Source organism: Rhizobium sp. P2_G2, from assembly GCF_056403555.1.
The window spans coordinates 26,770-40,804 of sequence record NZ_JBFUFF010000066.1 but is presented as its reverse complement, the minus strand read 5'-3'; the positions used below and the strand labels follow the sequence as shown (position 1 = coordinate 40,804).

The 14,035-nt window shown below is 61.3% G+C and carries 11 protein-coding genes; 3 read left to right on the top strand and 8 right to left on the bottom strand.

Annotated features, from left to right (window positions below; translation table 11 throughout):
- A partial coding sequence (gene dusA, locus AC1D06_RS30210) for a tRNA dihydrouridine(20/20a) synthase DusA (RefSeq protein ID WP_477989639.1) occupies positions 1–922 on the top strand: 922 nt, incomplete at its 5' end.
- 12 nt (positions 923–934) lie between these two features.
- Here the strand turns inward: dusA and AC1D06_RS30205 are convergent.
- A complete protein-coding gene (locus AC1D06_RS30205; protein ID WP_477989637.1) occupies positions 935–1,759 on the bottom strand; it encodes a c-type cytochrome in 825 nt (274 codons plus the stop codon).
- A 10-nt stretch (positions 1,760–1,769) separates the two neighbouring features.
- The gene (locus tag AC1D06_RS30200) at positions 1,770–2,438 is read right to left on the bottom strand and encodes a glutathione S-transferase family protein (protein WP_477878589.1); all 669 of its coding nucleotides are present in this window, start codon (positions 2,436–2,438) and stop codon (positions 1,770–1,772) included.
- Positions 2,439–2,549: 111 nt separating this feature from the next.
- Here AC1D06_RS30200 and AC1D06_RS30195 point away from each other — a divergent pair, with 111 nt between their 5' ends.
- Both AC1D06_RS30195 and AC1D06_RS30190 read left to right on the top strand, forming a co-directional pair.
- Positions 2,550–3,494 carry a LysR family transcriptional regulator gene (locus AC1D06_RS30195; RefSeq protein ID WP_477989635.1) on the top strand — a complete coding sequence of 315 codons (945 nt, stop codon included), beginning with the start codon at positions 2,550–2,552 and terminating at the stop codon, positions 3,492–3,494.
- 78 nt (positions 3,495–3,572) lie between these two features.
- Positions 3,573–5,462 carry an O-linked N-acetylglucosamine transferase, SPINDLY family protein gene (locus tag AC1D06_RS30190; RefSeq protein ID WP_477878587.1) on the top strand — a complete coding sequence of 630 codons (1,890 nt, stop codon included), beginning with the start codon at positions 3,573–3,575 and terminating at the stop codon, positions 5,460–5,462.
- Between the two features lie 17 nt (positions 5,463–5,479).
- Here AC1D06_RS30190 and AC1D06_RS30185 read toward each other — a convergent pair whose 3' ends face one another.
- The 6 genes from AC1D06_RS30185 to AC1D06_RS30160 form a co-directional block, all read right to left on the bottom strand.
- Positions 5,480–7,090, bottom strand: a complete 1,611-nt coding sequence (locus AC1D06_RS30185) for a glycoside hydrolase family 43 protein (protein WP_477989633.1) — start codon at positions 7,088–7,090, stop codon at positions 5,480–5,482.
- 83 nt (positions 7,091–7,173) lie between these two features.
- A complete protein-coding gene (gene mgrA, locus AC1D06_RS30180; protein WP_477878585.1) occupies positions 7,174–8,208 on the bottom strand; it encodes an L-glyceraldehyde 3-phosphate reductase in 1,035 nt (344 codons plus the stop codon).
- Between the two features lie 95 nt (positions 8,209–8,303).
- Positions 8,304–9,437, bottom strand: a complete 1,134-nt coding sequence (locus AC1D06_RS30175; protein ID WP_477989631.1) for a Gfo/Idh/MocA family protein — start codon at positions 9,435–9,437, stop codon at positions 8,304–8,306.
- 10 nt (positions 9,438–9,447) lie between these two features.
- Positions 9,448–10,209 (bottom strand): sugar phosphate isomerase/epimerase family protein, encoded by a 762-nt coding sequence (locus tag AC1D06_RS30170; protein ID WP_477878583.1) that lies wholly within the window; start codon positions 10,207–10,209, stop codon positions 9,448–9,450.
- A gap of 41 nt (positions 10,210–10,250) precedes the next feature.
- Positions 10,251–12,695 carry a beta-mannosidase gene (locus tag AC1D06_RS30165; protein WP_477989629.1) on the bottom strand — a complete coding sequence of 815 codons (2,445 nt, stop codon included), beginning with the start codon at positions 12,693–12,695 and terminating at the stop codon, positions 10,251–10,253.
- A gap of 239 nt (positions 12,696–12,934) precedes the next feature.
- Positions 12,935–14,032 carry an ABC transporter ATP-binding protein gene (locus AC1D06_RS30160; RefSeq protein ID WP_477989627.1) on the bottom strand — a complete coding sequence of 366 codons (1,098 nt, stop codon included), beginning with the start codon at positions 14,030–14,032 and terminating at the stop codon, positions 12,935–12,937.
- Positions 14,033–14,035 lie beyond the last annotated feature (3 nt).

Below are 14,035 nucleotides of genomic sequence, written 5' to 3'. Positions count from 1 at the left end.
GTCTCTGCTTTACACCGAGATGATCGTCGCTGACGCAGCCATCCACGGCAAGCGCGACCGACTGCTCGGCTTCGATGCAGCAGAACATCCGGTGGCGTTGCAGCTCGGCGGCTCGGATCCGGCGAAACTCGCCCAAGCCGCACGCATCGGCGCCGATTTCGGCTATGACGAGATCAATCTCAATGTCGGTTGCCCCTCAGACCGCGTCCAGTCCGGCACGTTCGGCGCCTGCCTGATGCGCGATCCCGATCTTGTGGCGCGCGGCGTCGCGGCGATGAAGGCAGCCGTCTCCATTCCCGTCACCGTCAAGTGCCGGATCGGCGTCGACGAGCAGGATCCGGAAATCGCTCTCGACGACCTCGCCGCCCGCGTCCTCGATGCCGGCGCCGATGCGCTCTGGGTGCATGCCCGCAAAGCCTGGCTGCAGGGCCTGTCGCCGAAGGAAAACCGCGACATCCCTCCGCTCGATTACGACCGCGTCTATCGCCTGAAACAAAAATATCCGCATGTCTTCATCGGTATCAATGGCGGCATTGCCGACCTCGACCAGGCGCAAGCGCATCTTGGCCATGTCGACGGCGTCATGCTCGGCCGCGCCGCCTATCACGACACGGCGATCCTCGGCGAAGTCGATCACCGCTTCCACGGCGAGCCGGTCGCCGCGATCGACTGGCTTTTCATTCGCGATGCGATGATGGAGCACGCCGCCCGCCATATCTCCGCCGACGGCCGGCTGTCCAATGTCACGCGCCACATGATCGGCCTGTTCAGCGGTGTCGACGGTGCCCGCAAATACCGCCAGATCCTGTCATCCGACGCCACACGCCGAGACGCGGGACCGGAGGTGATTGCGCGTGCTTTCGCGGCGGTGGGGATCGGCGAGACCATCGTGCCCGCCTCTCCCGCTTTGGCGACGGCCTAACTCGCCTCCGCGCTATTCTTCTTTATTCAGATAGTCATAGAGTGCCCGCCGCTCCGTTTCGGAAAAATGCGAGAACTCGTTGCGTGCCGTCTCCGTCATCAGTCCGAGGTCGCGGCCGCCCTTACCTTTGCCTGTGGAGAACAGCGTCGAAAACTCATCGAATGTATAGCTCGATACCATCGTCCTGAGCGGCGGCGTCTTCATGCCAAAACCGTTGTCATGTTCGCTGTCGAGATTATGGCAATGCGAGCAGGTGACGCTGACCAGGTATTTACCGAGATCCGCCGGTCTGCTCTTGCCCTGTTCGAAGACACGGACATGGTCGGCCTCATAGGGGATCTGGTTGGTGGCCAGCGCGACGCGGCCGAGCGGACCCCATTCGCTTGCGCTCGGCTGGTGATCCGGCAACAGCTTGCGGCTTCGCATGAAGGTGATGATGGCGGCAATATCATCATCGGAGAGATTGGCGTAGGTGGCGGCCGGCATGGCGATGACGCCGGTGCCGTCCTTCTTGACGCCGCGGCGGATCAGCCGCTCCAATTCGCTGTCGGTATATTGCGGAATCATCCGCGTAAGATTGGGCGCCACCAGCCGGCCGACATTGTCGGCCTGGAAGATGACATTGCCCGCCTCGCCGTGGCAGCCAAGGCACATCATGCTGCGGGCCCGACGCTCTGCCTCGCCGGGCGCAAAGCTGAATTTCGTCGCATCGAAGGCGACGAGCGGCGCGTCATAGGTTCGGGTGCGCCTGAGCTCCGACATCACATAGACGCCGGAGACGGCAAGAAGCACGATCGCCGCGAGAGCCGTGGCAATTCGCAATAGCCATTTTCTCATCGATTCCCCCTCAAGCGACTTTCTGGGCCGACGCCTGCGCCAGCATGGATTCGAAGGTCGCATAGGCCGGCGCCCAGCCCTTGTGGTGGCGGAGTGTCCTCAACCAGCGACGAATGTTCGGATAGTCGGCGAAGTTCATGCCGGCGGCATAGCCGAGCGTCACGTTTGCAGCACCCACATAGTCCGCCAACGTGATCCGATCGCCACAGACATAGGCATTGGGACCGATCATGTGATCGTTGAGCACTTTCAGATATTTGTCGCTGCCGCTCTTGCCGATCGCCCGCACCGTGCCGAGCGTGGCTGGATCCATCGACAGGAAGGCCGGCAGGATGTGGGTATAGGAGAGCAGCGCGCAGTGATAGATATGGAAATTGGTCTTGAACCAGCTGACCGCCTCATCGACCTTGGCGCGATCACGAAGATTAGCCGAGTAAACATCCAGGCCACGCTGCTGCGCCAGATACTGGATGATGACCGTGCTCTGGGCGAGCCGGAAGCCGCAGTCCTCGACAAGAACCGGGACTTCGCGGTTCGGGTTGACGGCGCCGAAGCTGGCTTCATGGTGCTCGCCTTTGGCAAGCGAAATCTTCCTCCCCTCGAATTCGATGGCATGGTCATGGAGAAAGAAAGTGACGATGCGCGACGATGTCGACGCGGGATCGTAAATCAACTGCATTGTGAGCCTCATTTGTAAAACTTGTTTCGGAGCACTCTCCTGCTTTGCATTACGGATGAAATCAAAATTTCAATTTGCAAAATCATTCTGCAATAATGCATAACGACAGACATGGACTGGAACGATCTCAAATATTGCGCCCATGTCGTCCGCGAGGGCTCGACACTGGCGGCCGCCCAGGTGCTGAAAATCAGCCAGACGACGGTGATGCGCCGCATTGCCGCGCTCGAGAAAGTACTCGGCTACGAACTGTTCGAGAAGCGACGCACGGGTTACGTTCCCACCGATGCGTTGAAAGCGCTGCTGCCGCAGCTCGAAGCGATCGAGGCGGCGCATGCCGCCTTCGAAGATGAAGCGGCGCATACCGGGCGCAGTATGAAGGGTAAGGTGCGGCTGACGGCACCCGAATTGCTGATCACCCATTTCGTCGGCAGCGCGCTGGTCGCCTTTGCCCAGGAGCATCCGGAGATCGAGGTCGAGCTGTACACCAGCGACGCCCTTCTCAACCTGACGCGCGGCGAGGCGGATATTGCCATCCGCGCCAGCGATCCGCCGACCGAACCGTCGCTGTTCGGCCGCCGGATTGCCGGCGACGAATGGAGTATTTGCTGCAGCAGAGCCTACGCTGAGCGCAATGGAATTCCGCGTACGCTCGACGAGCTGCATCACCATCCGGTGATCGCAGTGATCGAGGGCCGCTTCGAAGGCCCGGTCAGCGAGTGGCTCAGATCGCATGTGCCAAAGGAAAGGTTCGCTTTCCGCCACAACAGCCTGATGACCATCTATTCCAACATGCGGGCCGGGCTGGGCGTCTCGCCCTGCCCCGATATGCTGTCCGCAGTTGATCCGGACATCGTCCGCTGCATGCCGCTGCCAGTGAGCAGCGGCAAGGAAGTCTGGGCGCTGGCGCCGCAGCGGCTGCGCAAGGCGCAACATGTGCGCATCCTCCTGGATTTCCTCGCCAGCCATTTGACGAACGCGTTGCGTCAGGGGGAAGCGCGGCTCACCACGCAGGCCGCGGTCTGGAGACATCCCGTCACCTCAACACAAGGCTGAACGTCTTTATTGAGCGGACCATGCCGCGATTCGTTCATTCAACCGCGGCCACYGACAGATATTTCTCGGGAACCGCCGATGCAGCTTTACCGACAAGCCCTCGATGCCTACCAGGCCGACGACCTCCCCTCCGTCTTCGCCCTGATCAACGAGGCGATGCAGTCCCCCGCCACCCGACACCCGGAAATCTTCGAACTGCTCGGCCACGCGCTGGTGAAATCCGAAATGCCCGCCGAGGCGGCGGAAGCCTATGAAATGGCCGCCGACCGGACCACGGACAGCGATGCCGGTTACCGCTATTTCAAACAGGCCATGCAGGCGGCCGACAGAGCCGGCAACGAGGAAAAAGCCTTCCTGCATGCCATGCAGGCCAACAAGCGCATCCCCGACGATCCGGACGTGATCTTCGTCCTCGTCAAGGCTTTTCGCGCCCGCGGCGAGGCGGAACTGCTGGAGCATTTCAAGAACCGGCTGACGGCCAGCGACAATCCGGAACATCTCAAACTCGCCGCCGAACTGATCAGCGCCGAAACCCGCAATCCCTTCAATCTCGGCCTGTTCAAAAAACTGATCGCCCACTATCCGGACGATCATTTCACCCATTTCAAGCTGATGTCGGTGGCGCGCGAATTCTGCGACTACGATACAGTCGCCGCCGAAGAGGCCTGGCTGGAACGTGAGATCAAAGCCGGCCGCGAATGGGTGTTCGAAGGCCAGACGCAATTCGCCAACTTGCTGCATTGCGAGGACGAGAGGCTCAACCGGCTGGCGCGCAACAATATCTGCATCAAGGGTGACCCCTCACCCCAGGCCACGGCCCGCCGTCGCACCATGCCGCATCGCTGGGATGAAAAACTCCGCATCGGCTATTTGTCCAACGATTTCGGTTCGACGCATGCCACGATGCGGCTGGTGCGCAACGTGCTCGAACTGCATGACCGCCAGCGTTTCGACGTGACGCTCTACTGCTACACGTCCGACAGTCTGATCGAGCGCGACGACGGCGGTCGCGCCGATTGGGGCAGGATCGTGCCAGTCCGGCCGCTCGGCGTCGAGGCGATCGCCGAGCGCGTTCGCGCCGACGGCATCGACATCCTCGTCGACCTCAAGGGACATACCGGTGATTCCCGCTGCCATGCGCTCAATCACAGCGCGGCACCGATCCAGGTCGCCTGGCTTGGCTTTCCCGGCTCGACCACGGGCGTCGATGTCGACTATGTCATCGGCGACCACGTCCTCCTGCCGGACAGTTCAAAGCCGTTCTACCACGAGAAATTCGTCCGCATGCCGGCGAGCTACCAGCCCAACGACCGCGGCCACCGTCCGCTGCCGCCGGCGGCGCCGCGCGCCGAACTCGGCCTGCCCGAAGACAAATTTGTCTTCGCCACCTTCAACTCCAACCGCAAGATTACGCGAAGCAATCTCGATCTCTGGGCCGAGATCCTGCGTCGGGCACCGGATTCAGTGCTCTGGGCGATGATCTATCACGATTTCGGCCGCACGAATTTTCGCGACTATCTCGCCAAACAAGGCGTCGCGCCCGATCGTGTCATCTTCTGCGACGCCACTGGTTATGAAGCGCATATTGCCCGCGCCCAGGCCGCCGATCTCTGCCTCGACAACTGGCCATACAATGGCCACACGACGACCTCGGACATGCTATGGGCCGGTCTGCCGGTGCTGACCAAGCGCGGCACGAATTTCGCTTCACGAGTCTCGGAAAGCCTTTTGAACGCCGTCGGCCTGCCGGAACTGGTGGCGCGCGACGAAAGACATTTCGCTGATTTCGCCGTCGAACTGGCGACGGGCCGCCAGCATCTCGGCAGCTTGCGGCGGCGTCTTGTCGCGGCTCGGCCGACGGCGCCGCTCTTCGATCCGCAGGCTTTCACCACGGCATTGGAAAGCGCCTACGCACAGATGGCCGAACGCGCAAAAAATGGCTTGCCGCCCGATCATTTCGATGTCTAATCGCGCGGTGTCCGTCGTCACAGACGCTCATAGGAAAACCGATCGAAATCGGCATATTGCGCCCTGCCGCTGGTGTCATAGGCGAACATGCCGACAAAGGCTCCCGTAAAGGAACCGTGCTCGCCAACGCCGCCTTCGTCCGACACCACGCCGCCATCCAGCACCGGGCCGAGCGACTGCCACGCCGTCTCGCCGTCGGCATGCCAGAAGAATTGCAAGTCGTTGTCTCGCACTTCTGCTGCGAGATGGATGCGGCCTGCCGGCAGCGCGATCCCATCTTCGACCGGAAAGGTGAGCCTGCCGGCCGGATAGTCTCCCGGGCATGACTGGATCGTCAATGACCGGCCAAGCTCCTCATGCCAGGTGACGGCAAGCGCGTGGAACTTGTAACGATTGTAGTAATAAGTCAGGCCGGCAGCCTGCTGGTAGGTGTCCGGCGCAAACTCGACCACCGTTTCGGCACGGAAGCAATGATCCTCCTGCCGGCGCGCGACAGCCGCGAATTCGCACCAGGAGCCGATGCTTTCCCGGCCATGCAGGCGCAGGTGCCCCGCGCGTTCACCGAGCGAAAACAACCGCTCCGGTTCCGGCGTCCGCAGCCATTGGAAATCCGCCGGCAGGTCCGGCGCATCGAAATCACTGACAACAATCCTGGGCTTTGCCTTGGTCTCCGCATTGCCCGGCGCAGGCACATCGACCGCGGGCACCAGCCCGCCATGCGCGAGCCGCAACCAACCATCCTCGCCCCAAACGCATTTCTGTAGGGCGGTCTCACGACCAAGCGTGCAGCGCCGCTGCGGCGGCAGCGGCCGGCCACAGAGATGGGTGACGTAGACCTCACCGTCGGGCGTCTCGACATATTGACCGTGGCCGGCGCGTTGCAGCGGCGCCTCCGGCGCATCCTTGGAGGTCAGCAGATATTTTTCCGGATGCGTTTCATAAGGTCCGGTGACGTCGCGCGAACGGCCCATGGCAATGGCATGCTCATAGCCGGTGCCACCCTCGGCGGCGGTGATGTAGTACCAGCCGTTCTTCTTGAACAGATGCGCGCCCTCGACAAGCCCAAGATCGGTGCCGCCGAAGATGTTGTGGGCCGGACCGACAAGCCGCTTCGTCTTCGCATCCCATTCCTGGCAAAGGATACCGTCAAAGGCCGGATGCCAGCCGGGCGTATTGAATGCCCTCTTACGATGGTTCCACTGCATCTGGATGAACCATTTGCGGCCATCGTCGTCATGGAAGAGCGACGGGTCGAAACCGGCGGAGTTCACATAGACCGGATCGGACCACGGCCCCTCGATCGACGCTGCGGTGACGATATAGTTATGCGTGTCCTTGAACGAGCCTTCGAAACGCTTGACGTCGGTATAGACCAGCCAGAACAGGCCGTCGGCATAGGACAGGCACGGCGCCCAGACGCCGCAGCTGTCGGGATTGCCGCGCATGTCGAGCTGCGCCTTGCGATTCAGCGGCCGGCTGACAAGCGTCCAGTTCGCCAGGTCGCGCGAATGGTGGATCTGCACGCCGGGAAACCATTCGAAGGTCGAAGTGGCGATGTAATAATCCTCGCCGACCCGCACGATCGACGGATCGGGATTGAAGCCCGGCAGAATGGGATTGCGGATCATCTTACCATCTCCTCCAACATGCGGTACGTACATCAGAATTCTGGCGAAATATGCCCGGACGTTTCCGCCCGGGCATTCGCGATTTATGCGCGTTCGGCCGACTTGGCCCAGAGATTGATATCTGCCTCCTTGGCGTAGACATCGATCTCTTTCAGCTCACCGGCGGTGAACTCGGTATTGTCAAGCGCTGCGACGCAATCGACGATCTGCGACGCGCGGCTGGCGCCGATCAGCGCCGAGGTGACGCGGCCGCCGCGCAGCACCCAGGCGATTGCCATCTGCGCCAAGGTCTGGCCACGCCGGCCGGCAATGTCGTTGAGCTTCTTGATATTGTCGATGATCTCGGGGCGGATGAATTCGCGCTTGAGGAAGTGGTTCAGTGCCGCGCGGCTATCGTCCGGAATACCGCTGAGATATTTGGTCGTCAGCATGCCCTGCGCCAAAGGCGAGAACACGATCGAGCCGGCGCCGACATCATCGAGCGTGTCGAGTAGCTTGTCATCCTCGACCCAGCGGTTGAGCATCGAATAGCTGGGCTGATGGATCAGCAGCGGCGTACCCATCTCCTTGAGGATTTTGGCCGCCTCGCGGGTGCGCTGCGAATTGTAGGAGGAGATGCCGACATAGAGCGCCCGGCCGGAGCGGACGATATAGTCGAGTGCGCCGCAGGTTTCTTCGAGCGGCGTCTCCGGGTCGAAGCGGTGCGAATAGAAGATATCGACATAGTCGAGGCCCATGCGCGCCAAGCTCTGGTCGCAGGAGGCGACGAGATATTTGCGGCTGCCCCATTCGCCATAGGGCCCGTCCCACATCTCGTAGCCGGCCTTGGAGGAAATGATCAGCTCGTCGCGCAAGCCGGCAAATTCGGTGCGCAGAATTTCGCCGAAGGCGGACTCGGCGGTGCCCGCAGGCGGGCCGTAATTGTTGGCGAGGTCGAAATGGGTGATGCCGAGATCGAAGGCGGTGCGGCACATGTCGAGCTTGCGCTCATGCGGCGTGTCGTCACCGAAATTGTGCCAGAGGCCAAGCGAGACCGCCGGCAGCTTCAGGCCGCTGCGGCCGACGCGGTTATATTTCATCTTGTCGTAGCGAGTGTCGGCGGGTTGCCAGGCGGCCATGAGTCTTCTCCAATTGTATGAGGAATGAGCCTGTTTAGCGCCATCGGGCTTTCCCCCACAAGAGGGAAAGCCGTTGTCACACAATTATCACCTGCTCAGCGCAGCAGCGCCTTGGCTTCGTCTATGCCGAAGGCTGCGGGCTGGCTACAGCTCGTCGCGATGTCGACTGCCCTGCCCTCGTCCGCCGATTTCAGGATCGAGGTCAGCACGTCGATCGTATGCAGCGACCGGTCGAGCGAGCAGCGATAGTCGCGGGCATCCTCCACGCCGGCCATCATGTCCGACAGGCCGACGCCGCGGTAATTGGCCTGCGTGCCCCAATCGAACTGATAGTTCTTGGCGGTCAACGGATGGTCCCAGACCTCGACTTCCTTGGGATCGCGATCCGTGCCGGCCACTTCGACCTTGCCGCCGAAGAAATTCGGATCGGGGACGAAGATCGCACCATCGGTGCCGTAGAGCTCCATGTTCTGGTGGCGGTGCGCCCAGACGTCCCAGCTCGCCATCAGCGCCACTTGCGCGCCGGAGACGAATTCCAGGATCGCATGCACATTGGTCATGACGATGACCGGCACCTTTTCGCCGCTGCGCGGGCCATTGGAGATGGTGCGCTCCTGCTTGGCCTTGTTGGCAAGGGCCGTGACGCGCTTCACCGGGCCGATCAGGTTCACCAGGTTGTTGACGTAATACGGGCCCATGTCTAGGACCGGACCACCGCCGGGCTTAAAGAAGAAGTCCGGGTTCGGGTGCCACATTTCCATGCCCGGTCCGAGCACATGCGCGGTGCCCGACATGATCTTGCCGACCCTGCCGCTATCGATCAGGTGGCGGCAGAACTGGTGCGAACCGCCGAGATAGGTATCCGGGGCCGAGCCGACGCGCAGGTTCCTGGCGGCGGCAATGTTGCGCAGATCCTCGCCCTGCTGCAGCGTCAGCACGAACGGCTTTTCCGAATAGACATGCTTGCCGGCTTCGAGCGCCTGCCGGGAGACCGGATAATGCGCCTCGGGAATCGTCAGGTTGACGACCACGTCGACATCCGGATTGGCGAGCAGGTCACTAATCTCCTGCGCCGGCACGCCGAACTCTTCCGAACGCGCCTTGGCGGCCGCCATGTTGATGTCGGTGCAGGCGACGATCTTGAGATTGTTGTAAAGCGGTATCAGCCGGAAATAAGCGGCAGAGATATTGCCGCAGCCGATGATGCCGACGCCATATTCCTTCGTCATGGGATGTTCCTCAGAATGTCTTGATGGTTTCGATCGAGCGGCTGGCGCAGCGCACCAGGTCGGACGGATTGTCATGCTCGACGACGAAATGCCGCGTCTTGGTCGCCTTGCAGGCGGACCACAGATCCTTCCAGTCGACGACACCATAACCGACATCGGCCCAGCCGCCCTCGTCGACATTCTCGCCAGCCGGCGCGATGTCCTTGACATGGATCGAGGTGATCCGGTCCTTGTAGTCATTGAGGAATTTCTTCGGATCGGCGCCACCGCGAATGACCCAGGCGACGTCGATCTCCCAGGAAAGTCCAGGAGCGGATTCAAACATGCGATCATGCGGCAAGGAGCCGTCCGGCAGTGCTACGAATTCGAAATCGTGGTTGTGCCAACCGAATTCGAAACCAGCATCCTTGAACGGTTTGCCCGCCTGGTGCAGCCGGACGCCCAACGCCTTCCAGCCATCCGCATCCTTCGGCCGGTCTTCAGGCATCAGGAAGGGCGCATAGATGGAATCCATGCCGAGCGTCTTCGCCAGTTGAATGACGCGCTGCGGCTCACTTTCGAGCTGGTCGATGCCGAAATGGCCGGTGGTCATCGTCAGGCCATTGGCATCGAGATCGGTCTTCAGCGCCTTGACACCATCGGCATCCAGCGACGCATAAATGCCGCCAAAGCCTTCGACTTCCTTGTAGCCGAGCGAGCCGAGCAGCGCCAGCGTGTCGGAAAGCGGCGGGTAGTTGCGGGCGCTATAGAGCTGGAAAGAGACGTCTGTCATAGGTTCGTTCCTTCTGATGCGGGCCGGGATTGCCCTGATGTTTATTCCGTTGCCTGGCAGGACTGCAGGTCGCGCACGATAAAGTTCGGCGTCATGCCTTCTTCCTGCGGCGTAAAGATGATTGTCCGGCTCTCGCCGGCGAGCATGTCGAAGGCATTGTCGGAGAAGCGGCCTTCGCAATCGGCCTCGATCATTATGAACAAGGACAGGCCAGCCGATGCCAGTGTGATCTCGTAGCGGCCATCAATCGCCACCACGGTATGGCTGAGCCCGGACTGCTCCAGGTCGAGCGCCTTATAGGTGTTCACCACATGGTGACCCCTGCTCCCGGCGCCCGACGAGGTATGGACATCCCAGAACAGCAGGTGGTTTTCCGGAATGGCCTGCAGCGGAAGCGAGGCCAGCGTCATCGCCTTGTCGGGACGGCAGGTGGCCTTGGCCGATTGCAGCGGCGACGCCTTGCCATCGAGCGAGACCGTATAGAAGGCCGCACCGATCTCGATATTGTCTTCAATATCATTAATCATCACCATATCGAGCACGTCACCACTCGGTGATGGGATGGCAAACAGCGCCACCGGCGCGAAGAAACGTCGCGCCTGGTAATGCATGGCCTTCCAGTTGCCGCCGTAGTCGAGGCTTGCCCAGGAGGCCACCGGCCAGGTGTCGTTGAGCTGCCAGATGATCGTGCCCATGCAATGCGGCTTCAGCGACCGCCAATATTCCACCGCCGTCTTGATCGCCAGGCCCTGCTGGATCTGGCTGAGATAAACGAAGTTGGAGAAATCCTTGGGGAAGCGGAAATAGCGGAACATCGTGCCCGCGATCCGCTCATTGCCGCCGGCATTCTTCTGGTGCACCTCCATCACGGGAGAGGCAATGTTGACGTCCTTCCTGTCGGCGAATTTCGAGATCAGCAGGTTCGACGTATAGGACTGGAAGCCGAATTCCGAGCAGAAGCGCGGCTTGACGGTGCGATAGTGATCGAAAGATTTATTCTCGTGCCAGACCGACCAGAAATGCATGTCGCCGGCACCATCGGCGTGCCAGGCATCGCCGAAATTCAGATAGCCGCAGGACGGGCTCGATGGCCACCAGATCGCTTCCGGATCGGCCTTGCGCATGGCCACTTCGATCGTCCGGTTCAGTCGGTCATAAGAGACGAGATAGCGATCGCGGTCCTTTTTCGACACGTCGAACCAGGTGAGCGCGCCGACCAGTTCGTTGTCGCCGCACCAGAGTGCGATCGAGGCATGGTGCTGCAGCCGTTTGACCTGATAATCGATCTCCTTTTCGACATTGGCCAAAAAATCCGGCGTCGAGGGATAGAGATTGCAGGCGAACATGAAGTCCTGCCAGATCAGCAAGCCGAGCCGGTCGCAGATATCGTAGAACCAGTCGTGCTCGTAGAAACCGCCGCCCCAGATGCGGATGATGTTCATGTTGGCATCGACAGCGGATTGCAGCAGCGCCTCGGTCTTTTCCGGGCTGGTGCGGGAGAAGAGCGCATCGGCCGGAATCCAATTGGCACCCTTACAGAACACTTCGCGGCCATTGATGCGGAAAGCGAAACGGTTGCCTGCCTCGTCCTTGTCCGTCAGATGCTCGATCTTGCGGAGACCGATCTGTCGGGTCACCGTGTCCCCCGGGATGCCCACCACCAGCGCGTAGAGATGCTGCTCGCCACTGCCCGCCGGCCACCAGAGTTTCGGCTTGGAGACGGAGAAGCTATGGCGGACGATCGTCTCGCCGATGCCGATATGGGCATTCAGGCTGGCCTTCTCGCCGCCGAAGTCGAGTTCCAGCGGCACGATCTCCGGCTCGACGGCAAACAGCGTGACGGCGACTTCGAGATCGACAGAGCCGTTTGGCTGATGAATTTGCCTTGTGGTGACATGCTCGATCCGGGCCGGATCGAGCTTGCGGAGCGCGATCGTGCCATAGAGGCCCGAGGGCGCCAGCGCGATGTTCCAGTCCCAGCCGAAATGACAGGCCGGCTTGCGCAGCATGTYGCCATAGGGGATCGGTGAGTTCGCGGCAATCCACGGCACTTCGAAGGGCTGTGCGTCATAGACTTTCTTGCCCTCGGAGATCGGCGAGTGCAGCGTCACTTCGATGACGTTCTCACCGGCTTTCAGCGTGCCCGAAACATCCGGCCGATAGCGCCGGAAGCAATTGTCCGCCTCGAGCACGACCACGCCATTGATCCGCACGGTCGCGACGGTATCGACGAAATCGAGGTCGAGATACCAGTGGCCGCCGATGTCGAAATCGGCAAGGCTGAAACTGCGCCCGACCGTCCATTGCCGCTCGGCCACCCATTGCACCGCGGTCTCGTTCTTGCCGAAATACGGGTCAGGAATAACGCCTTCGGCCTGCAGGGCGGAATAGATGTCACCGGGCAGTGCGATCGTCAGGTCCGGACGCTGGCCTTCCGCGGAAAGCGACCAGATGCCGGAAAGGTCGATGGGTGCGGTGTCGGGCATGGCATTCTCACGTCTCGGTTCACATCGTTCGGCGTCGTTAGATCATCGTCGGGAGGATGTGGCACCCCCCCTCTGCCCCGCCGGGCATCTCCCCCTCAAGGGGGGAGATTTGCAAGCGGCGCGCTCACCGCCCCATCGAAAACGTCGAGGTTGGCACGAGCGGCCGCCACGAGTCGATCTCCCCCCCTTGAGGGGGAGATGCCCGGCAGGGCAGAGGGGGGTAAACCCCACATTCCCCGCTAAATCCTCAACTCCGTCTCTGCATCGAACAATGACGCCAACCCCATATCAAAGGAAAGCTTAACCTTCGATTCAGCGGCATAGCGCCGGGCGCCGGCGATGCGGACGCCGACCTTGCTCAGCCCGGCGAATTCCATCCAAAGCAGGTTGTCGGCGCCCATCGGCTCCTCGATATTGACGACGGCGTCAAAGGTCTGCTTCGCCTGAACCTCGTCAACACCGATATGTTCCGGCCGTACCCCAAGAACAACCTTGCGGCCCGGCGTCAATTCGCTCTCGGCATGGTAACCGGAAAGCGGAATACGTACCCCGCCGGTGCTCACCACCGGTCCGCCCTCGCCCGTCTCGACGGTACCCTTGAGGAAGTTCATTGACGGCGAGCCGATAAAGCCGGCGACGAACAGGCTCTTCGGCTTGTTGTAGATCGTCGTCGGGTCTGCGAGCTGCTGGATGATGCCGCTCTTCATGATGGCGATGCGGTCGGCCAGGGTCAGCGCCTCGATCTGGTCGTGGGTGACATAGATCATGGTGTTCTCAAGCTGGCGGTGCAGGAGCTTGATTTCGACGCGCAGTTCCGAGCGCAGCTTGGCGTCGAGGTTGGAGAGCGGCTCGTCGAACAGGAAGACATCGACATCGCGCACCAGAGCGCGCCCGATCGCCACGCGCTGCCGTTGACCACCGGAAAGCGCTGCCGGCTTGCGGTCGAGCAGCGGCTGGATCTGCAGGATTTCCGCCGCTCGTGCGACGCGCTTGTCGATCTCGGCCTTCGGCAGGCCGGCGATCGAGAGGCCGAAGGACAGGTTCTTGCGCACCGACATCTGCGGATAGAGCGCGTAGGACTGGAACACCATGCCGATGCCACGGTCCTTCGGCTCTTCCCAGGTGACGTTCTTGCCCTTGATGAAGATCTGCCCTTCCGAGATCTCCAGGAGGCCGGCAATGCAATTGAGCAGCGTCGACTTGCCGCAGCCGGACGAGCCGAGCAGGACCAGGAATTCGCCGTCGTGGATCTCGAGGTTCAGGTCCTTGAGCACGCTGACGGCGCCGAAATTCAGCGACAGATCCTTGATGGAAACGCTGACACTGTTGGTGTTCATTCT

Excerpts from the sequence above, each read along its gene's own strand:
- AC1D06_RS30205 (WP_477989637.1), bottom strand. The coding sequence starts at position 1,759 with ATGAGAAAATGGCTATTGCGAATTGCCACGGCTCTCGCGGCGATCGTG.
- AC1D06_RS30200 (WP_477878589.1), bottom strand. The coding sequence starts at position 2,438 with ATGCAGTTGATTTACGATCCCGCGTCGACATCGTCGCGCATCGTCACT.
- AC1D06_RS30195 (WP_477989635.1), top strand. The coding sequence starts at position 2,550 with ATGGACTGGAACGATCTCAAATATTGCGCCCATGTCGTCCGCGAGGGC.
- AC1D06_RS30190 (WP_477878587.1), top strand. The coding sequence starts at position 3,573 with ATGCAGCTTTACCGACAAGCCCTCGATGCCTACCAGGCCGACGACCTC.
- AC1D06_RS30185 (WP_477989633.1), bottom strand. The coding sequence starts at position 7,090 with ATGATCCGCAATCCCATTCTGCCGGGCTTCAATCCCGATCCGTCGATC.
- mgrA (WP_477878585.1), bottom strand. The coding sequence starts at position 8,208 with ATGGCCGCCTGGCAACCCGCCGACACTCGCTACGACAAGATGAAATAT.
- AC1D06_RS30175 (WP_477989631.1), bottom strand. The coding sequence starts at position 9,437 with ATGACGAAGGAATATGGCGTCGGCATCATCGGCTGCGGCAATATCTCT.
- AC1D06_RS30170 (WP_477878583.1), bottom strand. The coding sequence starts at position 10,209 with ATGACAGACGTCTCTTTCCAGCTCTATAGCGCCCGCAACTACCCGCCG.
- AC1D06_RS30160 (WP_477989627.1), bottom strand. The coding sequence starts at position 14,032 with ATGAACACCAACAGTGTCAGCGTTTCCATCAAGGATCTGTCGCTGAAT.